General features: G+C 70.2%; 17 protein-coding genes. 15 read left to right on the top strand and 2 right to left on the bottom strand.

The window, feature by feature from the left end:
* Window positions 1-6: 6 nt before the first annotated feature.
* The 6 genes from ABZ321_RS41415 (at window position 7) to ABZ321_RS41390 (ending at window position 9,763) form a co-directional block, all read left to right on the top strand.
* The gene (locus ABZ321_RS41415; RefSeq protein WP_354901172.1) at window positions 7-1,011 is read left to right on the top strand and encodes a sugar transferase; all 1,005 of its coding nucleotides are present in this window, start codon (window positions 7-9) and stop codon (window positions 1,009-1,011) included.
* Window positions 986-2,365, top strand: coding sequence for a hypothetical protein (locus ABZ321_RS41410; protein WP_344508808.1), 1,380 nt, complete (start codon window positions 986-988; stop codon window positions 2,363-2,365). The genes ABZ321_RS41415 and ABZ321_RS41410 overlap by 26 nt, the downstream gene beginning before the upstream one ends.
* A 47-nt stretch (window positions 2,366-2,412) precedes the next feature.
* The gene (locus ABZ321_RS41405; protein WP_354901170.1) at window positions 2,413-3,957 is read left to right on the top strand and encodes an ATP-binding protein; all 1,545 of its coding nucleotides are present in this window, start codon (window positions 2,413-2,415) and stop codon (window positions 3,955-3,957) included.
* Between the two features lie 249 nt (window positions 3,958-4,206).
* Window positions 4,207-5,127: a zinc metalloprotease gene (locus ABZ321_RS41400; RefSeq protein ID WP_354901168.1), complete on the top strand. Its 921-nt coding sequence runs from the start codon at window positions 4,207-4,209 to the stop codon at window positions 5,125-5,127.
* A gap of 312 nt (window positions 5,128-5,439) precedes the next feature.
* Entirely contained in the window at window positions 5,440-7,041 is a 1,602-nt protein-coding gene (locus tag ABZ321_RS41395; RefSeq protein WP_344508813.1) for a family 20 glycosylhydrolase, read from the top strand.
* Between the two features lie 76 nt (window positions 7,042-7,117).
* Complete coding sequence (locus ABZ321_RS41390) at window positions 7,118-9,763, top strand: hypothetical protein (protein ID WP_354901166.1); 2,646 nt, start codon at window positions 7,118-7,120, stop codon at window positions 9,761-9,763.
* A 53-nt stretch (window positions 9,764-9,816) separates the two neighbouring features.
* Here ABZ321_RS41390 and ABZ321_RS41385 read toward each other — a convergent pair whose 3' ends face one another.
* The gene (locus tag ABZ321_RS41385; protein ID WP_344508817.1) at window positions 9,817-11,016 is read right to left on the bottom strand and encodes an ROK family transcriptional regulator; all 1,200 of its coding nucleotides are present in this window, start codon (window positions 11,014-11,016) and stop codon (window positions 9,817-9,819) included.
* A gap of 120 nt (window positions 11,017-11,136) precedes the next feature.
* Here ABZ321_RS41385 and ABZ321_RS41380 point away from each other — a divergent pair, with 120 nt between their 5' ends.
* The 8 genes from ABZ321_RS41380 (at window position 11,137) to ABZ321_RS41345 (ending at window position 17,939) form a co-directional block, all read left to right on the top strand.
* On the top strand, window positions 11,137-12,210 hold the full coding sequence (locus tag ABZ321_RS41380) for a sugar ABC transporter substrate-binding protein (RefSeq protein ID WP_344508819.1): 1,074 nt from the start codon (window positions 11,137-11,139) through the stop codon (window positions 12,208-12,210).
* Window positions 12,210-12,929 carry an ATP-binding cassette domain-containing protein gene (locus ABZ321_RS41375; RefSeq protein ID WP_344508821.1) on the top strand — a complete coding sequence of 240 codons (720 nt, stop codon included), beginning with the start codon at window positions 12,210-12,212 and terminating at the stop codon, window positions 12,927-12,929. The genes ABZ321_RS41380 and ABZ321_RS41375 overlap by 1 nt, the downstream gene beginning before the upstream one ends.
* Window positions 12,926-14,098, top strand: a complete 1,173-nt coding sequence (locus tag ABZ321_RS41370; protein WP_354901163.1) for a sugar ABC transporter permease — start codon at window positions 12,926-12,928, stop codon at window positions 14,096-14,098. The genes ABZ321_RS41375 and ABZ321_RS41370 overlap by 4 nt, the downstream gene beginning before the upstream one ends.
* On the top strand, window positions 14,095-14,976 hold the full coding sequence (locus tag ABZ321_RS41365) for an ROK family protein (protein ID WP_344508825.1): 882 nt from the start codon (window positions 14,095-14,097) through the stop codon (window positions 14,974-14,976). Before ABZ321_RS41370 ends, ABZ321_RS41365 begins: the two co-directional genes overlap by 4 nt.
* A gap of 64 nt (window positions 14,977-15,040) precedes the next feature.
* A complete protein-coding gene (locus ABZ321_RS41360; RefSeq protein ID WP_354901161.1) occupies window positions 15,041-15,727 on the top strand; it encodes an ElyC/SanA/YdcF family protein in 687 nt (228 codons plus the stop codon).
* A 228-nt stretch (window positions 15,728-15,955) separates the two neighbouring features.
* Complete coding sequence (locus tag ABZ321_RS41355; RefSeq protein WP_354901159.1) at window positions 15,956-16,300, top strand: hypothetical protein; 345 nt, start codon at window positions 15,956-15,958, stop codon at window positions 16,298-16,300.
* Window positions 16,301-16,388: 88 nt separating this feature from the next.
* The gene (locus ABZ321_RS41350) at window positions 16,389-17,321 is read left to right on the top strand and encodes a hypothetical protein (RefSeq protein WP_354901157.1); all 933 of its coding nucleotides are present in this window, start codon (window positions 16,389-16,391) and stop codon (window positions 17,319-17,321) included.
* A gap of 57 nt (window positions 17,322-17,378) precedes the next feature.
* Window positions 17,379-17,939 carry a hypothetical protein gene (locus ABZ321_RS41345; RefSeq protein ID WP_354901156.1) on the top strand — a complete coding sequence of 187 codons (561 nt, stop codon included), beginning with the start codon at window positions 17,379-17,381 and terminating at the stop codon, window positions 17,937-17,939.
* A 52-nt stretch (window positions 17,940-17,991) separates the two neighbouring features.
* Here ABZ321_RS41345 and ABZ321_RS41340 read toward each other — a convergent pair whose 3' ends face one another.
* Window positions 17,992-20,019 (bottom strand): right-handed parallel beta-helix repeat-containing protein, encoded by a 2,028-nt coding sequence (locus ABZ321_RS41340; protein ID WP_354901154.1) that lies wholly within the window; start codon window positions 20,017-20,019, stop codon window positions 17,992-17,994.
* Between the two features lie 335 nt (window positions 20,020-20,354).
* Here ABZ321_RS41340 and ABZ321_RS41335 point away from each other — a divergent pair, with 335 nt between their 5' ends.
* The gene (locus ABZ321_RS41335) at window positions 20,355-23,846 is read left to right on the top strand and encodes a discoidin domain-containing protein (RefSeq protein WP_354901152.1); all 3,492 of its coding nucleotides are present in this window, start codon (window positions 20,355-20,357) and stop codon (window positions 23,844-23,846) included.
* Window positions 23,847-23,990 lie beyond the last annotated feature (144 nt).

Genomic DNA, 23,990 nt, shown 5'->3' with positions numbered 1-23,990 from the left:
AATCCCGTGAGAATCTGGTGGCTGCTCTTCCCGCTGCTGCTGGCCTTGCTGCCCGCCGTCGTCCTCACCTCCTCCGTCCCCAAGCGGGTTCGGGCCTGGGCCTGCCGGGTCGCCTTCGTCGTCACCGCGGCGCTGATCGCCGCGCCGTGGATCTGGCTGCGCCTCGACCACGAGGTGCCGGCACGGGTCGCCATGATCCTGATCACCGGATCGCTCGCCGGCGGGATCGTGCTCAGCGGCGCCACCGCCGGGATCGTCGAGGACAACGCGCCGCCGTCGCCCGCCGTCCAGCGCGCGGTCCTGAGGTATCACAATGCCTGCACTGTGCGCCCGGTACCGCGGGGCAAGCGGGTCCTGGACGTGACCGGTGCGCTCGTCGGCCTGGCGTTCACGTTGCCGCTGTGGCCGATCATCGGACTGCTCATCTGGTTCGAGGAGCCCGGGCCGATCTTCTTCACCAAGAACTCCGTGGGCCGCGGCGGCCGCACGTTCCGCCAGTTCAAGTTCCGCAGCATGCAGTACGGCGCCGAGCGGCTCACGGGACCGGTCGTGTCGCCGGCCGGTGACCCGCGCACGCTCAAGGTCGGTCGCCGGCTGCGTCGCTGGCACCTCGACGAGCTCCCCGAGCTGATCAACGTGCTCAGCGGCTCGATGAGCCTGGTCGGGCCGCGGCCGCTGCGCACCGTGCTCGTCCGCAAGCACCTCGAGTCGGTGCCCGGCTACACCGAACGGCACACGGTGCGGCCCGGCATCGCCTGCATCGCCCAGATCGAGAGGTTCTACATGCCGCCGCAGGAGCGGCTGGCGAAGGACCTCGCCTACATCGAGCACCAAGGCGTGCTGCTCGACCTGCAACTGCTCGTCCGCGCCGTGCTGACCACGGTCCGCGGCGAGCGCCACTACGACGACCCGATGCTCGCCGCGCCCGCTCCCGCCGCGGTGCTGGCGAGCCGGACCGACGGACAGCCGCCGAGGCTGGTCGACAATGCCGGCCAGACCCAGGACGTCTGAGCGGACGCGCATCCCGCGCGCCCGAGGCCGGCTCGCCGGTGCCGGGCTGCTCGACCAGATGGTCATCGCCGCCGCCAACTCGGCGAACACCCTCCTGGGTGGGATCCTGCTACCCAAAGGGCAGTTCGGCGCGCTCGCCCTGGCGCTGGCGGTGGGCTACTTCGCGACGTGCCTCAATCGGGCGATCGTCGGTGACGTGCTGCTCGCGCTGGCATCGCGCCACGACGGCGAGCCCCGCGTGCGCCTGGCCCGCAACGGCCTGGCCACCGCGCTGTGCTCCGGCCTGATCACCACTGTCGTCTTCGTGGTCCTGTGGGCCCTCCACCCCGGCCGCGGCGGGATCGACCTGCGCCAGCTCATCTGGCTCGCGCCGTTCATGGTCCCGATCATGCTGCACGACACCGCCCGCTTCGACTATCTGGCCGACCGCCGCCCGGACAAAGCCCTCGGCATCGACCTGGTCTGGGCCGGCACCCAGGCCGTCATGGTCGTCACCATGATCCTCACCCACACCTCCAGCGCCGGCGGGCTGCTCACCGGCTGGGGTCTCGGTGCCACCGCCGGCATCACCGTGTACCTCATCCGCGAACACCGGCTGCCCTGGCAGGGCAGCCCGCTGGCCTGGCTGGCAGACACCAGGCAGCTGTCCGGCTGGTTCACCGTCACCGCCGTCGTGGCCCAGGTCCAGGTCCTGGCGATCAGCTTCATCGTCGCCGGCCGCCTGTCCAAGATCGACCTGGCCAACCTGCGCTTCGTGCAGACCGTCCAGCTCCAACCCGTGCAGAACCTGATCACCGCCGTCCAGAACCTGCTGGTCCCCCACGTCTCCCGCAATGCCGCCGACGCCGCCGAACCCGGCCCCGAAGGCGCCCGAGCCGCCCTCGCCCTGCGCCGCCAGACCCGCCGACTGGCGATCGCCTTCGCCGTCGTCGGCGCGCTCATGGTGCTCACCCTCTGGCCCGTCGTCTCCTACGCACTGGTCCACACCCAGAAATTCGCCGAAGCCGCCCCACTGGTCCTGCCCATCGCCCTGCAAGGCGCGCTCTACCTGTTCCAGGTCCCCTTCACCGCCGCGATGCGCGGCATGCACCGCGCCCGGATGCTCTTCGCGCAATACGTCTTCTTCGTCGTCGTCTCCCTCAGCGGCCTCACCTTCGGCGCCGACCACGGCGGCCTGCGCGGCGCCGCTTGGGGCCTGCTCGCCGGATCGACCGCCAGCCTCATCTGCATGGTCACCCTCTACGCCTACGCCCTGAGACGGATCCCGAAAGTGCCCGAGAACCCGCACGGCCCGGCGGATGCGGGCGTCGACACGTTCGATCGGTCAGGACTCGCCGTCCGGCCAAGCGTTTGAGTTCGGCGCAGCCGAAAACGGGTCGGCGCCGCGTTAATGTCGGGGCTGTGAGCACGTCCGTACTCTGGCGGGCCATACGGGCAGGTGGCAGACCGGCGCTCGCTCTCCTGGCAGGTGCTACCGCGTTTCCGCTTGTGGGCGTCCTTGTCCAGCACGTCGGGCCGTACATCCCGATCGAGATCCTCATCGTCTTCGGCATCGCCGGCATCGTCGCGATCACCCACTATGCCGGCGTCGTGTTCGGCGTCCCGGTAGCGCTGGCGAGCTTCCTCGCCTTCGACTGGTACTACCTGCCACCCACGCATCCGATCGGGATCCCCGCAGGCGGCGACCTGACAGAGGCCGTGGTGTTCCTCCTGCTGGCGACCGCCGTCGGCGAGTTCGCCGCCATGGCCCAGCGCCGGAGCGTGGCGGCGGAGACGGCGCGGAGCCTTCTCACCAGCGAGCAGGCGGCGTTACGGCGGGTGGCGACGCTGGTTGCGCAGGACGCGCCGCCGGCCGACGTGTTCGCCGCGGTGGCCGCCGAGGTCGGCAGGATCTTCGACACCGACCTTGCGACCGTGGTGCGCTTCGAGCCGGACTCCACCGCGACCGTGGTCGCCGTCTGGAGCAGACGACCAAGCGCTCTGCGGCCCGGCGTCAACTACAAGCTCGATGGTTCCGTCGTAGCGACGGCGGTGTTCCAGTCCCACTGCCCGGCGCGGGTCGACGACTACGCCCGAGTCCTCGGACCTGCCGCGGACCTGGCGCGACAACTGGGCATCTGCTCGACCGTCGCCGCGCCGATCGTCGTCGACCGGCGTCTCTGGGGGGCCGCGATCGCCGCCGTGACGCGGCCCGCCCCGCTTCCGGCCGAATCCGAGACCCGCATCTGTGACTTCACGGAGCTGCTGGCCGCCAGCATCGCCAACACCCAGAACAAGGCCGAGCTGACCACCTCCCGCGCCCGTATCGTTGCCGCGGCCGACGAGACACGGCGGCGGCTGGAGCGTGAACTCCACGACAGGGTGCAGCAGCGGCTCATCTCGTTGGCCCTCGAACTGACCATCGCCGAGTCATCCGCCCCGCCGGAACTGTCCGACCTGCACGTCCAGCTGTCGTCCGTCAAGGAGGGCTTGAAGGAGCTGGCCGACAGTGTGCGTGAGCTCTCGCGGGGGATCCATCCGACGATCCTGTCCGAGGGGGGTCTCGAGCCCGCGCTGAAGGCGCTGATCCGCCGCTCCACGGTTCCCGCCGACTACGACATACGCATCGACACCCGGTTTCCCGAGGGCATCGAGGTGGCCGCGTACCACGTCGTGTCCGAGGCGCTCAGCAACGTGGCGAAGCATGCCCGAGCATCGGGCGTGACGGTGCGGGTCAGCAACTCGGATCGCGCGCTCACCCTGTCTGTCCGCGACGATGGTTGCGGCTGCGTCGCCTCCGCCCGAGGTTCGGGTCTGACCGGTCTGGAGGATCGCGTCAAGGCGCTCGGTGGGACGATCGACGTCGTGGCCCCGCCGGACGGCGGCACGGAACTGCGCGCGACGCTCCCCGTCGTTTCGCACGGAGGCTCCCCGCCGAGCGATCTTGGACCTGTGGTCAGCCCTTAGGGACGAAGAGTCGCGCACCACGAGGTGCGGCACAGGAGTCTCCTGCTGCCGTCGATCATGTGCGTAACCGTGGCCGCGTTCGTCTCGCTTCAACGCGCCCAACCCTATTACGACCCCTGGTTGCCGCACTCAAGTCTTCTCGCCACGACCGCGGCGTGTTCTCATGCCGGAAGGCGGCGATCCCGCCTGCTTACAGCGGTCTGTGGAAGGTGAACGATGCGCAGAAGATCAACGCTACGGCTGGCGGTCATGACCGCTGCCGTGGCGAGTTTCGTGGCGGCGGTTGGCGGTTCCAGCGTGGCCGGCGCGGCCGGCGCCGTGCATGCCTCCGCGGGCGCCGCGGCGTGCGACCCGGGTGCCAGCGGGGCGAGGGTGGGCGAGGGCGCCACCGCTCAGGAGCCGGAGCTGTACCCGAAGAACGAAGCGAATGCCTACGGTGTGCTCAAGGATTCGCCGCGTCTGGCCAACGGCAGCGTCACCGTGCCCACGGTCTTTCACATGATCTCCGACCACCCGTTCGGCGCAGCCGAGAAGGATCGGTGGAACACGCTGATCGCGGCACAGATGGCGGTGCTCAACGATTCGTACTCGGGTCGCACGGCCGCGGACGCGTCCGACACACCGTTCCGGTTCTCGCTCACCAGCACGACCTGGACGGTGAACAGTGACTGGTACACCGTCGTGCCGGGCAAGAACGAGCGGGACATGAAGCGGGCGCTGTACACCGGCGACGCCCGAACCCTCAACGTGTACGCGGGCAACATCGGCGGCGGGCTGCTCGGCTGGGCGTACTTCCCGAAGGGGTACAACAACGGCCGCGACTACATCGACGGCGTGGTCATGCTCGACGAATCGATGCCCGGCGGGACGGCCGGCAAGTACGCCGAGGGCGACACCCTGACGCACGAGGTCGGGCACTGGCTGATGCTGGAGCACACCTTCGCGCACGGGTGCGCCGCGTCCGGCGACTTCGTGGCCGACACCCCGCGCGAGGCCATCCCTCAGTTCGACTGCCCGGTCGGCGCGGACACGTGCAGCGCTCCCGGGCTGGACCCGATCCACAACTTCATGGACTACTCGCAGGACTCGTGCATGAACATGTTCACCGCCGGGCAGGCGGAGCGGATGAGTGACGCCTGGGTGGCATTCCGCGCCGGTGGCGGGAAGTAGCCAGGGATCGAAGCCGACGGCCCGCAGCGCACCACCCGGTGCGCTGCGGGCCGCGTCATGTCCGCAAGGCGGCGGCTCGCAGCCGACGTCAGACGCTCCTGCCGGTCACGGAAGCGTGGAGCGCTGACGACGGTGCGCCGCCAGGCAAGCGCCGTCGCCACGATCAGGCATGACTCGAGCGCCATTTGTAAAGCACCTTGCCTTTCGCTTGGGCCCGTGCCATCCTGGCTGGGCTGGGGATCGTCAAATGCAAATGCCTGATGGTGGGTGCGAGCCCACCCGCAGGCCGGTGCGTTCTGCGAGAGGACCGTCATGGCCACCCCGTCCCTGCCACGACGACTCGGCGGGGCCCTCACCGGCCTCGGCGTTGTCGCCGCCCTCCTGTCCGCCACCACCGCTCCCGCCGCCGCCGCGACCGCTGTCGCGTTCAGCTCGGTCGTCCCGGCCCCGGTCACGGCCACCGCCACGCCCGGGGTCAGCCACGGCATCACCGCGTCCACCACCATCTACGCCGCGCCCGGTTCCGCACCGGCGGCGGCCATCGCCAACCAGCTCGCGGCCCGGCTGCGGGTCTCGACCGGGCTGCCGCTGCCGGTCGTCACCACCGTCGCCGGCCCGGCTGACGGGATCGCCCTGCTGCTCACCGGTGCGCCGCCCGGCGTCGGCGCCGAGGGCTACCAACTCGACGTCACCGCGAGCGCGATCACCATCCGGGCGAACCAGCCCGCCGGGCTGTTCCGCGGCGTGCAGACGCTGCGGCAGCTGCTGCCCGTGGCCGCCGACGCGGCGACCCTCCAGCCCGGACCATGGCCGGTGCCGGGCGGGCAGATCGTCGACCACCCGCGGTTCGCGCACCGCGGTGCGATGCTCGACGTGGCGCGGCACTTCTTCACCGTGGCCCAGGTCCAGCGGTACCTCGACCAGCTCGCGTTGTACAAGATCAACGTGCTGCACCTGCACCTGTCCGACGACCAGGGCTGGCGCATCGCCATCAACTCCTGGCCGAATCTGGCAACCTACGGCGGCGGCACGCAGGTCGGCGGCGGACCGGGCGGGTACTACACCCAGGCGGACTACACGGCGATCGTGAACTACGCGGCCGACCGGTACATCACGGTCATTCCCGAGATCGACATGCCCGGGCACACCAATGCCGCGCTCGCCTCGTACGCGCAGCTCAACTGCAACGGCGTGGCGCCGGCCCGGTACACGGGCACGCAGGTCGGGTTCAGTTCGCTGTGCGTGCCGCTGGAGCTGACATACACGTTCATCGACCAGGTGATCGGGGAGATCGCCGCGCTGACCCCGGGGCCGTACGTGCACATCGGCGGCGACGAGGCCAGCTCCACCACCGCGGCCGACTACTCGTACTTCATCAACCGGGTGCAGCAGATCGTCGCCGCGCACGGCAAGACCGTCGTCGGATGGCACGACGTGGCCAACGCCACCCTGCCGCCCTCGACGGTGGCCCAGTTCTGGGGCACCACCACCAGCAACGCGCCGCTGGCCGCGGCGGTGGCGAACGGCACCAAGGTGGTCATGTCCCCGGCCAACAAGACCTACCTGGACATGAAGTACCGCAACAACACGAGGCTCGGTCAGAAGTGGGCCGGTCTCATCGACGTGAACACGGCGTACGAATGGAACCCGGGTGCCTACCTCACCGGTGCCGGCGAGACCGCCGTGCTCGGCGTCGAGGCACCGCTGTGGTCCGAAACGCTCGTGACCACGGCCGACATCGAGTACATGGCCTTCCCGCGGCTGCCCGCGATCGCCGAACTGGGCTGGTCGCCATGGAGCACGCACAACCTCACCGCGTTCAAGCAGCGCCTCGGTGCGCAGGGACCACGCTGGAACGTCATGGGCATCAACTACTACCACTCGACCCAGGTCACCTGGCCGAGCGGCTCGTAACCGCCGGCGGAGCCGCAACGCCACCGGGCGCGCGGCCCCGCACACCCGTCGGAGGTGCAAAATGTCACGAAATCGGATGATGTATCGGCGGGCATTGGTCGCGCTCATGCTCACCGTGACCTCGGTCCTGACCATCGGTGCGCTCGGCCCCGGCGGCGCCTCGGCCGCCACCGTGGGCTCCACCGAGCTGACCTCGGGCTGGGCCCTGCGCTCCGCCACCGGCCTGGCCGACACCGGCGCCACGATCTCCCAGGTCGGCTACCCGGCCGCCGGCTGGAGCCCGGTCACCCTGCCCTCGACCGTGCTGGCCGGGCTGGTGGCGAACAACGTCTACACCGACATCTACGCCGGCACGAACCTGCAGTCCGTGCCGGACCTGACCGGCCAGGACTGGTGGTACCGCGGCCAGTTCACCGCCGCGGCCGCGAGCCCCGGGCAGGTCTACTGGCTGCGGCTGCAGGGCCTGAGCTACCGCGCCCAGGTCTGGCTCAACGGCACGCAGCTCGACGCGAACGCCGTCGGCACGTTCGTCTCGCACGAGTACAACGTCACCGGCGCCATCGTGCCCGGCGCGTTGAACGCCATCGCGATCCGGGTGACCCCGCCGCGGCACGCCTGCGCCGACCTGTCGGTGTGCACCGTCGACTGGAACCCTGAGGCGCCCGACATGAACGCCGGCATCTGGGGCCGCACGTCCGTCGACACGACGGGTCCGGTCGCCGTCCGTGACCCGTACGTCAAGACCGTCCTGCCACTGCCCGCCACCAATGCGGCCGACCTCACCGTCTACGCCGACGCGATCAACGCGACGGCGGCGCCGGTCACCACGACCGTCACCGCCACCATCAGCAAGCCGGGCCAGCCGACGATCACGGCCGGCCAGACCGTGACACTGGCGGCGGGCGAGCGCCGCGAGCTCGTCTTCGATCCCGCCGGCTACCCGCAGCTGCACGTCGTCAACCCCGTGCTGTGGTGGCCGTACCAATTCGGCAGCCCCGAGCTTTACCAGGTCACGACGGCGGCAAGCGTTTCCGGTGCGGCGTCCGACAGCAAGACGGTCAACTTCGGCGTCCGGCAGTTCACCGACTACCGCACGACGGTGCAGGGCACCTCCTTCGTCGGGTACAAGGTCAACGGCCAGCCGATCCTGTTCCGCGGCGGCGGGTACGTCTGGGACCTGCTGCAACGGTGGGACACCAAGACGAACAAGGCGCACGTCGACTACGTGAAGGGCATGGGCCTCAACACGATCCGCCTCGAAGGGACGCTCGGCAACCAGGAGCTCTACGACCTCGCCGACGCGGCCGGCATCATGGTCATGCCGGGATTCGTCTGCTGCAGCGCCTGGGAGAACGACAGCGGCTGGACGGCGGAGCAGACCACCGTCGCCCAGGCATCGCTCAACACCCAGATGCGGGCCCTGCGCGCGCACGCCAGCACGTTCATGTGGAACTACGGCAGCGACCAGCCGCCGACGGCGGCGCATCTGACCGCGTACAAGAACATCGCCGCCGGCCTGCACTGGCAGAACCCGACCGTGGACAACGTCGCGACCTGGTCCAACGCGAACGCGGGCATGAAGATGGACGGCCCCTACAAATGGGAGCCGCCGGTGCTGTGGTGGGACCTCACCCGCCAGGGCTCGGCGTTCGGGACCACCGGTGAGGAGGGCACCGAGGCGCCGCCGCCGCTGGAGAGCCTCTCGCGGTTCCTCACCCCGGCACAGACCTGGCCGGTCGGCAACCCGGCCTGGAACTACCACGTCGGCCGGGGCGGCAGCGTCTTCGACAACACCGACGTCTACACCACTGCCCTCAACCGGCGCTACGGCACCACGACCAGCGCCGCGGACTACTCGAAGAAGTCCGAGGTGATGAACTACGAGAACACCCGCTCGTTCTTCGAGGCGTGGAGCGCCCGGCAGCACACCCAGTCGTTCGGCAGCATCTGGTGGATGCAGAACAACGCCTGGCCGGCGCTGCACTGGAACCTCTACGACTACTACTTCAAGCCGGGCGGATCGTTCTACGGCACCAGGAAGGCCACCGAGCCGGTCCACATCGCCTACGACTACTTCACCCGCAACGCATACGTCGTGAACTCCACCCTCACCGGCCGGACCGGGCTGACCGCCACCGCCACGGTGTACAACGTCCCGGACCTGACCCAGAAGTACACCACCAGCGTCGCGGTCGGCGCGCCCGCGAACGCCTCCGCGCCGATCCTGACGCTGCCGGCGATCACCGGACTGACGTCGACCTACTTCGTCCGCCTCCAGCTGAAGGACTCCAGCGGCACGACCGTCAGCAACAACCTCTACTGGTACTCCACCACGGCCGACGCGCTGGGCAACAAGAAGAACTGGTACTCCACCAGCATCAAGACCTACGCCAACCTCACCGGGCTGAACAGCCTCGCCGCCAACACCGGCGTCACCACGGGCGTGTCCCGATCGGTCGCCGGCGGGCAGGAGACGGTCACGATCACGTTGACCAACACGAGCCCGACCAACGTCGCGTTCTTCGTACGACCGGAGGTGACCGCCGGCAGCGGCGGCAACGAGGTCGTGCCGGTCACCTACACCGACAACTACGTCTCGCTCTTCCCCGGCGAGTCGACCCGGATCACGGCGGTCTACGCCACCGCTGATCTGGGCGGGTTGCCCGCCCATCTGCGGGTGCGCGGCTACAACGTCCCGACCGTCTCGGTGCCGGTGCCTTGATCCGGAGCGCGGGGGCGGTGGGTCGCAGGCCCGCCGCCCCGGCGTCGCCGGTGTCAGCGGGCGGGTGCCGTCCGGTCGAGGACCAGGTCGCGTGCCTCGGCCAGGCCGACGGCGAGCGCGCCGAGCAGGACGGCGTCCGTGCCGAGCGTGGAGACCTCGATGCGGGGCGGATGCAGCGCGACGAGGTTGCGGAGCCGCTCGGCGACCGGGCCGGTGAGCAGGTCGCCGGGCTGGCTGCCGACGCCGCCGCCGAGGACGACGAGCTCCGGATCGAGCACCGCCGTGATCCCGGCGAGCGCGTGGCTGACATGGTCCACCACTCTGGACACGACCAGCCGCGCGGTCTCGTCGCCGGCACGGGCGGCGTCGAAGACGTCCTTCGCGTTCGCCGCGTCGTGCAGGCCCATCCGCTGCGCCAACGCGACCACACCGTCGGCCGAGGCCACCGACTCGAACATGCCGCGGCGCCGCGCGGCGGGCGCGTCCAGCAGGGGGTCGCCCTCACCGACCGGCAGGTAGCCGATCTCGCCGGCCGCGCCGCGGAACCCGCGGTACAGCTTGCCGTCGATCATGATGCCCATGCCGGTGCCGGTGCCGATGGAGACGTAGACGAAATGCTGGACACCGCGGCCGAGCCCGTAGCTCGCCTCACCGACGGCCGCCAGGTCGACGTCGTTCTCCACCACATACGTCGAGCCGGCGATGCCCGCCAGCCGCTCGACGCTCCCGCGCCGGTCCCAGCCGGGCAGGTTCGGTGCCAGATGCAGGGCGCCGGTCGCCTTGTCGTGGATGCCGGGGGTACCGAAGACGGCGAGCGTGATGTCGTCGCGCGTGATGCCGGCCGTGGCGACCATCTCCTCGGCGAGGCGGGTGAGCTGCGCGACGAGGTCGCGGGCGCGGGTCCCCCGCGACGACTCGTCCTTGCGCGCGACGACCGTGCCGACCAGGTTGGCCAGGCCGACGCGGACGTACGAGCGGCCGACGTCGACCGCGAACACCCAGCCAGCTTCGGGGCGCACCTCGTACAGCACCGCGGAGCGTCCGGCCGCGCCCGCGCGCATCCCGACCTGGCGCAGCAGCCCGGCGCGTTCGAGGTTGGTGAGCGCCACGGCCACGGTGGGTTTGGACAGCCCGGTGTGCTGGGCCAGCTCGGGGCGCGACACCCTGCCCAGCCGGAAGATCTCGGCGAAGACGGCGCGCTCGTTCATCACCCGCAGCACGCTGGTCGTGCTCGCGGTGCCGGTGGTCTGCACCTGACCAGCGTGCCATACCAGTTAAGAAAGGTCATTTATCAAATTCGTAAAGGACCTTGCCAAGGTCCGCCAGGTGGCTCAGCATGCTTGCAGAACCCTTCTCAGGAAAGGTGTCCCTCCGTGAGAGCCAGATGGTTCGTCGCAGTCGTCGTCGCGGCCGCCGTTGTCAGCGGGTGTGGCGGCAACGCCAAAGACAAGCCGACCGGCGACGACGCGCCGACGATCGCGTTGTTCCTGCCGGAGTCCAAGACGACCCGGTACGAGGCGTTCGACCGGCCCCTGTTCGAGGCCAAGGTGAAGGCGCTGTGCGCCGACTGCAAGCTGCTCTACGCCAACGCCGACCAGGACGCCGCCAAGCAACAGCAGCAGGTGGAGGCCGCCCTGGCCCAGGGCGCCGACGTGCTGGTGCTCGACGCCGTCGACGCCAGCGCGGTCGCGTCGCTGGTGAACCAGGCCAAGCAGAAGAAGGTGCCGGTCATCGCGTACGACCGGCTGATCTCCGAGATCAGCTACGAGTACTACGTCTCCTTCAACAACGTCCGGGTCGGCGAGATGCAGGGACAGGCCCTGCTCGACGCGCTGACCAAGGCCGGGACGGCCGACAAGGGCAAGATCGTCATGCTCAACGGCGCCCCGACCGACCCCAGCTCGGCCGACTACAAGACCGGTGCGCACAAGGTCCTCGACGGCAAGGTCCAGATCGGCCGCGAGTTCGACACGCCCGACTGGAGCCCGGACAAGGCCCAGCAGGAGATGGAACAGGCCATCACCGCGCTCGGCCGGGACACCATCGTCGGCGTGCTGTCCGCCAACGACGGCATGGCCGGCGGTGCGATCGCGGCGATGAAGCGTGCCGGCTACCCGACCCTGCCGCCGATCACCGGCCAGGACGCGGAACTCGCGGCGGTGCAACGGATCCTGACCGGAGAGCAGTACATGACCATCTACCTCGACATCCGTCAGGAGGCGGAGAAGTCCGCGGAACTGGCCGTCGCGCTCGCCAAGGGCGAGAAGCCGGCCGCGCCGACGAAGGTCGCCAACGGCACCGCGGACATCCCCGCGTTCCTGCTCGACCCGATCGCGGTCACCGCGGACCGGATCAAGGACACCATCGTCAAGGACGGCTTCTACAAGGCGTCCGACATCTGCACCGGACCGGTCGTCCCGGCGTGCACCAAGGCGGGAATCCAGTAGTGCTCGCCGCCTCGAACATCAGCAAACGCTACGGTGCGGTCCAGGCTCTCGACGGGGTGAGCCTGGACCTGCCGGACGGCGAGGTGGTCGCCCTGGTGGGCGACAACGGCGCCGGCAAGTCGACCCTCGTCAAGGTCCTCTCCGGCGTCGTCACCGCGGACGACGGGGCGATCGAGCAGGACGGCCGCCCGGTCCGGATCGCGAGCCCGCACGAGGCGCAGCAGCTCGGCGTGTCGACCGTCCACCAGGACCTCGCGCTCTGCGAGAACCTCGACGTCGTCGGCAACCTGTTCCTCGGCGCCGAACGCCGTCGCTGGACGGTGCTCGACCACATCCGGATGGAGCGCTCGGCACGGGACCTGCTGTCCTCGCTGGACGTCCGGATCCGTGACATCCGGGTGCCCGTCGCGATGCTCTCCGGCGGCCAGCGGCAGTCCGTCGCCATCGCCCGGGCGCTCATCGGCGAGCCGCGGGTCGTGATCCTCGACGAGCCGACCGCCGCGCTCGGCGTCGAACAGACCGCGCAGGTGCTCGACCTGATCCGCCGCCTGCGCGACCGGGGGCTGGCGGTGCTCGTCATCTCCCACAACCTGGCCGACGTCCGGGCGGTGAGCGACCGGATCGTGGTGCTCCGGCTGGGCCGCAACGCGGGCGAGTTCAGCACCGCGGAGTCCACCCCGGAGGCCGTCGTCGCCGCCATCACCGGAGGCACCGTATGACCACGACACTCGTCAAGCCGCTGCAACCGTTGCGCGCGGCGACGCGTACCGACCTCGGCGCATGGCCGGTCGTCGGCGGCCTGATCCTGATCGCGGTGGTGTTCGGGTCCCTCAACGAGCACTTCCTGTCGGCGGAGAACCTCACCAACCTGGCCCTGCAGATGGCGGCCACCGGCACCATCTCACTCGGCATCATCATGGTGATCCTGCTCGGCGAGATCGACCTGTCGGCCGGCTCGGTCAGCGGCCTGTGCGCGGTCGTCATGACGATCCTGTCCGTGCGCCACGGCTGGCACCCGCTGGTCGCGGTCGCCGCGGCGCTCGGCTGCGCCGTGCTGGTCGGCCTGCTGCACGGCTGGATGTTCACCAAGCTGCGGATGCCCTCGTTCGTCGTCACGCTCGCCGGGCTGATCGGCTGGCAGGGCCTGATGCTGTACCTGCTGGGCCGCGGCGGGACGATCAACCTGCCGTTCGACGGGCTTCTCGCGCGGCTGAGCGACACCTGGCTGCCCCCGTGGGCCGGCTGGCTGGTGGCCGCGCTCATCGTCGCCGGTTGGTGCGCCGGCGCACTGGTCAACCGGCGGCTGCGCCGCGAGGCCGACCTGCCGGTCACCTCCGGCCTGTGGCTGACCCTGCGGCTGGCCGGCCTGGCCGGCGTCCTCGCGGTGGTGGTGCTGGTGCTGACCGCTGACCGCGGGGTGCCGCTGCTGCTCGTCATCTTCGGCACCCTGGTCGTGTGCCTCGACCTGATGCTGCGGCACACCGTCTTCGGCCGTCACATGTACGCGGTCGGCGGCAACGCCGAGGCGGCGCGCCGGGCCGGTATCAACATCACCCGGATCCGTGTCCTCGCGTTCGTCGCCGGGTCCGCCCTGGCCGCGTTCGGCGGGATTCTCGCGGCCAGCCGGCTCGCCGCGGTCAACCAGAGCTCCGGCGGCAGCGACACCCTGCTCATGGCGATCGCCGCGGCGGTCATCGGCGGCACGTCGCTGTTCGGCGGCCGGGGCCGGGCCTACGCCGCGCTGCTGGGGATCCTGGTGATCCAGTCGATCACCAACGGCATGCTGCTGCTCAGCGTCGACTCCTCGGTGCGGTACATGGTCACCGCCGCGGTGCTCGCCGTAGCCGTGGCGATCGACTCGCTCGCCCGGCGGGGGCAGCCCAGGTGACGCGGCACGTACTGGCGATCGACTTCGGCGGCACCAAGGTCGCGCTGGGAACGGCGGCCGTCGACGCGCCCGACGGCCGCCCGCACACCATGATGCGCCTGCCCACCCAGGGCTCCAGGGGGGCGCTGCAGGTCGTCGAGCGCACCCTGACGGCCGCGCGGGACCTGCTCAGCACCCCGGCAGCGGTGGGGGTCTCGACCTTCGGCGTGGTCCGCGACGACGTGATCCGCCTGGCCCCGAACGTGCCCGGATGGGACGGCATGGCACTGCCCCGGCTCCTGCGGACCGAGTTCGGTGACACCCCCGTCGCGATCGACAACGACGTCAACGCCGGTGCCGCCGCCGAGCTGCGCTGGGGAGCCCTCCGCGGCGTCGACATCGGCCTCTACGTCAACCTGGGCACCGGTCTGGCCGCCGCGCTGGTGGCCGGCGGCCGGGTCCTGCCCGGTGCCCACGGCGCCGCGGGCGAGATCGGCTACCTGCGCGACTCCGCCGCCGCCCCGGCCTTCGCCGACGGCCACGCCCCGCTGGAGGAGGCGGTCTCCGGCAGCGCCCTGGCCCGCCGTGGCTCAGCCCTGCTCGGCCGGGAGGTGACCGCCGCCGAACTGTTCGAACTGCACGCCGAACCCGGCGTCGGCGAACTGCTGGACGAGGCACTGGACACCCTGTCCCGGACGATCGCCAACCTCTGCATCACCCTCGACCCGCAACGCGTCGTCATCGGCGGCGGCTTGATGGGTGCCGCCCAGCACATCCTCCCGCGGGTGGCGACAGCCCTCCAGCGCTCGGTGCCCTTCCCGCCACAGCTGACGACCGCCACCTTCGTCGACGACGCCCCGCTCGTCGGTGCCCTTGCCCTGGCCCTGGCGCTGGCGTGATCCGATCGGCGCCCGGGCTGCCGGAGGCACGATGAGTTGGCGCCCGGCGAATAGTGTGCGTCGCATGACGGACGCACAGGAGAAGGCGAAACCGGTTCGCCGGTGGCGCCGGCGGGTGGTGCTCGGCGCGGCCGCCGCGCTGCTGCTCACCAGCGCGCCATGGCTGTGGACACAGATCGCCGCGCGCGGCCACGTGCACGACGAGGCGGATGCGCCGGCCGCCGACGTCGTCATCGTGCTCGGCGGCGAAGTGGCGGCGGACAAACGCACGCCCGCGCCACGCCTGGCCGGCCGGCTGGACACCGCCGCCGCACTCGTGGACAGCGGCCGCGCCCGGGTGATCCTGGTATCCGGCGACGGCGGCGGCGAGTCCGGCGACGAACCGGCCGTGATGACCGCATACCTGACCGGCCTCGGCATCGTTCCGCGCCGCATCGTGGCCGACCCGCACGGCCTGGACACCTACGACACGTGCGTACGGGCGCGGGACGTCTACGGCATCACCCGGGCCCTGGTCGTCACCCAGGCCTACCACCTGTCCCGCGCGGTGACACTGTGCCGGCAGGTCGGCATCGACACCGACGGCGTGAACGCCCGCTGCGGCGGCTGCTCCGCCGGCCTGCTGGCCAGCAAGGCCGTGCGCGACTACTTCGCCAGCGGCAAGGCCGCCTGGGACGCGGTACGCGGACGACCACCGGCGATCACCTCACCGCCGAACCCACAGGTCCGAGACGCCCTGCAAACCGGTTGAACGCCGGCCCCGCGGCACGTCGACGATGAGCGCGGGGTCGAGCTCGGTGTGCTCCTTCCCCGTCAGGAGGCATCGAGGCTAAGCTGCCAACCGTCGGCTACCACGGGGAGTTCACGCATGCTACGGGTCGCAACGCCGGTCGCTGCTCTGCTGGTGGCGGCGGGTGCACTGAGCGGCTGCAACACACCGTCGGAAGACTCGCCTCCGGCTGCGAAGGTGACCCACACGGTGACCTACGAGCTGTTCCACTCCGGCGGTCCCGGATTGAAGATCGTCGGCGCCTACACCGACGAGCGTGGCGCGTCGGCGTCGTTCGACACCCCGCAGTCGACCTGGACGACGCAGGTCGCCATCGTGTATCCGGACGTCACGACCGTGGTCCTCGGCGGCAACGCCGCCCCGGACGGCGACGCCGTGATCGGCACGCAGATCCCGCAGCTGCAGTGCATCCTGTGGGTCGACGGCTCGATCGTCGCCCAGCGGCACTCGCTGAGCCCGCGGTGCGAGGCGAAGCTCACCGGCACCGTCACGACACCGAAGCCCGGCTCGCCCGCGCCATCAGCATCCCGCTGACCCGTCAGCCTCGCAGCGGCTGCGCCAGGGCCGGTGCCCAGATCCAGTGGGCCGGGCGGGTGGCGCGCGGTTGGTAGCGTCCGCGCGCATGGGTGGCATCGGGTTCTCGATCAGCATTGACGGCGACGGTGACGTCGACACGGCGCGCGTGGCGGTGTGGGAGGAGATGCGGACGTTCGCGCAGTGGTTCCATGTGCTCGGCGGCAAGGCCTACGACGAGCTGGACCACTACCTCGACGGGCTCGAACCGGCCGCTGAGCCGCATCGGGCCGGGGACCGGCGGATGTACTGGTGGTTTCCCAGCCCCGCCGGCAGCTGCCTGCGCTCGATGCTCGCCTGGGCGCACTGGTGCGCCGTCGCCGTCGCCGTCGACTGGGAGCGGGTCGGGTACGTCGCCAGGCGGCACGGGGCCACCATCACCGGGCCGCGGCCCGAAGCGACGGCGGGCGACGAGCGGTTCGTGGTCCTGCGCGACCGGCTGTGGCTCGTGGAGGACGACGGGCTGCGGGGCGACAACCTCCTGCTGCCGCTCGACGAGCTGACCGAGGAGGAGACCGGCCGCGTCGGCGCCGCGCGGAAGCGGTGCGGGTGCGTGGTCTGCGCCGGGCTGCGGCCCGATCCCGAGATCCTCGCGGCGGTGCTCGCCGACCTGCACGGGGCCGACGACGGCCGGGCCGTGCAGGCCGCGTGGCACCTCGAGCGGATGGACAGCGTCACGCCCGAAGCCCTGGAGGCGCTCGTGCGGGTCGGCGCGCAGCCCGGACGGTTCCACTACGACGACTTCAGCCACCCGATCACGCGCTGCGCCGGCCGCGTGCCCGGCGCGTGGACGCAGCTGATGGCCCTCGCGCCCGAGGTGGGCCACGACGGGAGGGACATGGCCCTGCAGGCGTTGTTCCCGTTGTACCGAGCGCCGCAGCGCACCGAGGACGAGCGGGACGCCTACCGGGCGGCGCTGCGGGCCGCCCTCGCCGAGTACCGCAGCGACACCGCGTTCTACCTGCTCAAGGACCTGGGCTAGAACGTGACCCAGCCGTCGAAGCCGCCCGGGGACGGGCAGTCGGCCCCATGGATACTCATGACCATGCGCACCCTGCCCCGTCATCGGCTCGCCGGGCTGGCCGTCCTCGTGACGGCCGGCCTGGCCTGGCTGACGGCCTGCGACGATGCGGTCCACCACGCGCCGTCGACGAAGATGCTCATCGGTGTCTCCAACGCCGGCGGCACGCCGTCGCTGGAGGTCCGCTTCTGCTCCGGGCAGCGGACGCAGTTCATCGTGCTCCATGACGACACCACGCCGACAGCTCTACCGACAGCGGCACGGACCCAGGGTGACTTCAGCGACGACCTGTGGCACATCACGAACCAGTCCGACAACCGCTCGTCGTACACAGTCCAGTTCGGCACCGTGCCGGCGGGCTGGCGCGACGACCGGAGCGGCCCGATCGCCCTGAGCCCGGACACGGAGTATTCCCTGCGGGCGCACGGCGGACCGATGCCGTCGGTGAGAGTCACCTTCACCGGCTCGGAGGTGACGGCGCTCACCGACGGCCAGATCCTCACGGTCGGCGAGGACAACGTGTCCGAGACGGTCATGTCCTCGGCGGACTTCGAGGCGGAGGCGAAACGCCGCTGCTGACCTGCGCTTGGCGCTGGGGCCGCCCGGTTGACGTCCGGGCGGCCCTCAGGGATTACACGACGACGACGCAGGCGCCGATCTCCGACGTCGAGGCGTAGGTGGCCGCGGCCGGCATCTCGGTCGCGGTGGCCATGACCACGGTGCCGGCCGGGGTGGCGACGGGCGGTACGGTCGCCGCGACGACGTTGCCGTTGGCGTTGGTGACGACCGTGACGGCGCCGAGGAAGGTCTCCGCCGGGCTCACGCCGCCCACGCCGCAGGCCGCGGCGGCGAAGAACTCGACCCGGAACATGGTCAACGGGGTGCTGTTCAGGCGCCAGTTGATGGTGGTGACAGCCGCGGCGAAGGTGGCGGCCGTGATGATCGGGTAGTTCTGCAGGTTGTTGGCGCCTGCGTCCGGGTCCTGGAAGTCGTTGGGCACGACCGCGGGCGGCGCCAGCGCCAGGTCGAGGTTGATGCCGAGGCCGACGTTGCCGTAGTCGAGGTTGCCGAGGATGTCGTTGCCGACCGCGCCGGCGCTCAGCGCGATCCCGGCGAGGCCGTTGAAGGCAATCCGGTTCGGCGGGACGAGCGGGTCGACCGAGCCGATGTGGTTGGTGTCGGCGTCCGTGATCAGGATGCCGTTGAGGGTGTTGGACAGGGTGATCGCGCCGGTGGGGTCGGTGCCGATCGCGTTGCCCCGGATCACGGTCTCGTCGGTGGCGGCGTCGAGCTCGATGCCGTTGGCGCGGTTGGTGCCGATCACGTTCGCCGATCCCGTGTCGTCACCGCCGATGATCGTCCGGTCGGCGCTGACCGTGATGCCGTTGCCGGTGTTGGGCAGCGGCACCAGCGTTCCGGCGGCACCGATCGCCGTGCCGATGCGGTTGCCCTTGATGTCCTGGTCGTTGCCGTCGACCCGGACGCCGTCGCCGTCGTTGCCGGAGATGGTGTTGCCGCCGCCCGCGTCGTCGGTGCCCAGGGAGTTGACGGTGCTGCTGCGCAGCCAGACGCCGTCGCCGCCGTTGCCGATGTCCACCGGGCCCATCGGTCCGGGCGCGACGCCGATGAGGTTGCCGACGATCTGGTTGGACCCGGCGATCCCGTCCACCTCGAGACCCACGCCGGTGTTGCCGGACACGACGTTGGCGGTGCCGGTGAGGAAGCCACCGATCTCATTGGAGTTGCTGCTCACCTCGATGCCGCTGTCGTTGGCGAGGGCCCCGGTGGCGGTCGCGTTGACGCCGATCAGGTTGCCGTGGACGATCGTGAAGTCGGCGCCGTTGTCGATGTCGAGGCCGATGCCGGGGTTGCCGGAGATGACGTTGCCGCCGCCGGCCTCGTCGCTGCCGATCTGGTTGCCGGCACCGTTCACCAGGATGCCGCCACTGCCGTTGCCGAGCGCGTTCGTGCCGGTCGCGTCGCTGCCGATGCGGTTGCCGAGCACCTTGGTGCCGGTGCCCTGCAGTTCGACGCCGTACAGCCGGTTGCCGGAGATGAGGTTGCGGTCGGCCGGGTGCTCACCGCCGATCTGGTTGTCGGCGCCGAGGACGATCACGCCGGAGTCGTTGTTCTGCAGGGCGACCGCGCCGGCGTTGCCCGTGCCGATGTAGTTGCCGCGGATGAGGTTGTGATCGCCGCGCACGCAGATGCCGGCGCCGCCGCAGTCGCCGCCGGCCCCGGCGACGCTGTTGATGACGAGCCCGGACACGGCGCTGTTGTCGGCGTCGATGGTCAGGCCGGTGGTCATGAACGTTCCGTTGATGACCACGGTGAGCGTGGCCGGGGTGGTCGCGGTCGCCGGGGACGCGCCCGGTTCGGTGTAGCCGGCGATGATCAGCGGATCGGTGATCGCCGGCAGGTCGCTCTGCGGGACGATCACCCGCGGCCCGGCGCCGGGCAGGGCGAACGTGATCGAGTCGAGCCCGGGGCTGCCGTTGGCCATGTCGATGGCGTCCCGCAGCGACCCGGCCCCGGTGTCGTTGACGTTCGTGACGACGTAGATCGCGAAGGCGTTCGCCGGAGGCGCGGGCACCCCAAGGCCGGCGCAGGTGAGCACCAGGGCGGTGATCGCCGCCCGGCGGATGGTCGATCGGTTCAAAGCCGTTTCCTTTCGCCACGCCGGCCGAACGGTTCGGCCGGTCGAGTCGTGGCTCAGGGTGTCGACCAGGCCTGCCATGCACCTTGCACAAACCTTCGCCGCGCAGGCCGGCGCCGCATCCGCGGCCGCACGCGCACGCCCATGGCCCATGCCCGCCTCGCGTGCCATGCCCGCGGATGGCGCCGGCCGGCCCACGTGAGCCTGTAAGACGAACGGCCCCTGACGCGACGACGGTGGGCGAGGTCCGCTGTGCATTTGTGCATGTGAATTGCACGCGGACGTTGAGTGTCCCCACCTACGCTCCGCCGGCACGACCAATCCGAGTGCATTGTCCGGTGGCCGCGCGCCGTGGTCATGATCCGCGGCCGCGCCACGGAAAGTACAACGAAGGAGAACAAGTGGTCAAAATAGGATATCGAAGGGCCCGTCCAGGTCCCTTCGCCGGCCGATGGGGTCGGCTGCTGGCGTCTGCGCTGGTGGCACTGGCCGTCAGCACGGGCAGCGTGGTGGTGCTGCCGACGACGGCGCACGCGGCGCCCGTCTCGACCGACCCGGAACAGCGCCGCCGGGGCCTGTTCTCGGCGTACATGCGCAGCCGGACGAGCGGTCATGAGGGCCTGCGCAACATGTACGTCAGCGCGGAGATGGTCGGCTACAAGCAGCTGAACCCGAACGCCACGGCGAGGCAGGTGCTCGAACACGGCGTCAAGATGAACGAGTACTACAAGAGCCACCTGGTCGCCAACGACCTGGAACGCCCGATGTACCTGTTGGCGACCAAGCTTCTCGAGCTGACCGCGAAGAATCCGGCCGGCTCGATCGCCGCCCCCATCCTGCAGCAGATGATGCAGGAGACGCTCGGCAAGCAGCTGACCAAGTACGGGACGATGGTCGACGAGATCTATGCGTCGCAGTTCGAGAGCGCATACCTCACCCAGGTCTTCCAGGTCATGGACAACCAGTGGACCGCGGTGGCCACCTACGGCGCCAACGACCCGGAGTTCCGCGCCGCGTGGAACGGCTACATCGGCGCCCTGTACGGCGTCTCGGCCGACGCCACCGTGGAGGCGCTCGAGGCCGACCCGCTGATCGGTACGTTCGTCGACGTACAGGCGCTGAAGGATCTCCAGGTCAACTCCGATCTCTACCTCGCGGAGGGCAACCGGCAACTGACCAAGCTGCTCAAGGAGATCAACGCGCAGGTCGGCGCGACCAACGCGGAGCTCGATCGGTTGAACACCAAGTTCCCCGTGCAGGGCGCCAACCCGAGCCCGTCCGACTATGAGGTGGCGAAGGCCAACGCGGCGGCCCGGCAGGTGTGGATCGACCAGGCGGCGGGCGCGGTGAAGCTGCTGTCGATCCTGGTCGGCTTCGCTAACAAGGATGCGGGCAAGTTCGTGTCGGTCGCCGGCAACGCGGCCGTCCAGATCGCCACGGCGGTCAACAACTTCCTGCCCACGATCGCGGCCAAGGGTCTGAGCGGCGCGCTGTTCTCGATGACCGGCATCGGGCTGGCCGCCAACGTGCTCGGCGCCGTCCAGTCGCTGTTGCCGCTGTTCGCGTCCGGGCCGTCACCGGAGCAGCAGATCCTCGAGCAGATGACGGCACTGAAGGAGCAGGTCAAGGACCTCAAAAACGAGATGAACGAGCGGTTCAACCGCATCGAGACGGCTCTGGGGAATCTCTACGACGCGCTGTACGACCAGTTCGACGTGGTGGTGAAGCTGCACCAGGCGACCCAGGCCCAGCTCCAGACGATCACGGCCAACCTCGCCAAGCTGACGGAGCAGGTGGACTACTGGGGTCATGCACTCCTCACGGCCGACCAGCAGGCCGGGAAGGACGCCGTCATCACGACGATGAACAACTCGCTGGACTACCGGTTCAGAGCCGGCCGGGAGATGTCGTCCACCTACTACTTCGACGCGGCGACGTCCCTGCAGGGTGCCGCGTCGAACAAGAGCACAGTTCACCCGCAGGCCGCGCCACTCGGCGTGCAAGCTCCGGAGAACGCGCTGCGCGACTACGGGCAGTACGGTTCCATCGCATGGCTGAACCAGTACGCCTACGCGAATCTCGGTCTGCCGCAGACGAGCAGAGTCAGCGACACGCCATCGGTGGAGTTCTGGCTGCTGGCCGCCGAGGGTTACAAGACGCTGCTCGCGCAGAACCCGGCGCAGGCGTCGACGGTCAACGGCGTGACGGCTGACGTCACCAACGCGGGCGAGGCCATCCAGTACGCGGTGCGGCAGTTCAGCCTGCCACAGCCGGCAGGAGGCCCGCGGCTGAACCCGGTCTACACGAAGTTGCTGGAGACCTACCGCACCACCGCGTCCGCGATGGCCACCGAGTTTCAGAAGAAGGAGCTCGCCGCGCTGAACCAGGCCACGGACGTCAACATCGCCGGACTGCCCAGCCAGCAGGTGCCGAAGCCGGCCGAAGAGCCGGGCGGCATCTCCGTCTGCGCCGGGTCCGGCATGACCGCCTCCCGCCCGAGCAACGTGGTCAGCCTGGACCTGAACGAGTTGTGGGTCGCCAACCGCGGACGGGCTGAGACCCCGGTGCAGACCTGCTACCAGGCCGCGTGGGTCAACATGACCGAGCCGCCGGAGCAAACCGACAAGCCCTACGCGCTCTACGCCGACCTGGAGGTGCAGTTCCGGGTGCAGCAGGTGTGGAACGGCCAGCCGGTCGTCGCGCGCACCTGGACGAAGGTGATCCCGTACGGGAAAATGGCGCAGGTCTACCCGCCGCGGGACACCCGCAAGTCGTGGCTGACCAAACCCGACGACGCGATGCGGGCGAACTGGGTGTCGACGTACAAGGCGACGTTCCAGCAGTCCGCCACCCGCTCCGACAATGCCGAAGCGGTGCGGAAGGTGCGTGACTGGCTGTACGGCGCAGCCGGGCAGTACTACGCAGACGTGACGCGAGAGCTGCTCACACCCGGTACGACGCTCAACGACCTCAACACGAAGCTCACCCAGACCGTCATGCTGCTCGAGGCATACACGAAGCTCGGCTTCGCGAAGTCGATGCGGCAGGACGAGAGAGTCGGGCTCTACCTGCTGGGGACGGAGCGGGTGCCCTCGGACCACGGCGAGCAGCGGGTGCTGGCGCCGTTCGCGACCGCTCGCGACAACTACTGCTCGTCCGTGACGGGCGACGGCAAGTGCGTGGTGAAGGCCCCGGAGGCAGGCAAGCCGGAGCCGACCGCGACCGCCGGCCAGAAGCCGACGTTCGTTCCCTGCACGAACTACACCACGAAGGATCCGATCGGAGGGTGCTTCAACGAGCTGCAGGGCACCCGGTCCGAGCTGCTGCGGCAGCGCCTCGAGGAAGCCACTGTCCGGATCGCCACCGTGCCGGGATTCACCGAGGGTATCGCCGCGGTGGACTACATGCTCGGCGCCATCCAGACGGCCGAGCAGGTCGCCAAGCACCCGCTCGACCTGGCCTACGGGAAGCCCGCGACCGCGTCCAGCGTGGAGATCCCGGCCCTGGCGGCGATGTACGCCGTGGACGGCGACCCCGGCACCCGGTGGTCGAGCCTGTACAGCGACCCGCAGTGGCTGCAGGTCGACCTCGGCTCGACGAAGTCGATCTCCCGGGTGCGGCTGACCTGGGAGTTCGCGTACGCGCGGGGCTACGAGGTCCAGTTGTCCAACGACGGGACCAACTGGGACACGGTCTACTCGACGGGTGAAGGGGACGGCGGCGTGGACGACCTCACGGTGGAGAGATCGGGCCGCTACCTGCGGATCTACGGCACCGCCCGGGGCACGTCGTATGGCTACTCGCTTTGGTCGGTCGAGGCCTTCGCATGACGTCCCTCTGACGGCATGGCGTCGGGGGGGGGGGGGCGCCCCCCCCCCCCCCCCCCCCCCACGCCAAGATGCGGCGCGAGCGCGAGGCGAGGGTCTGCAGGCGCCACCACAACAACCCCCACCAGGCCGCCGCCAACGCGCGCG

This window comes from Dactylosporangium sp. NPDC006015 (genome assembly GCF_040614215.1).
Classification (GTDB): domain Bacteria; phylum Actinomycetota; class Actinomycetes; order Mycobacteriales; family Micromonosporaceae; genus Dactylosporangium; species Dactylosporangium maewongense.
Note: the sequence above shows the minus strand (reverse complement) of the source record. Positions and strands in the feature narration are given on the sequence as shown.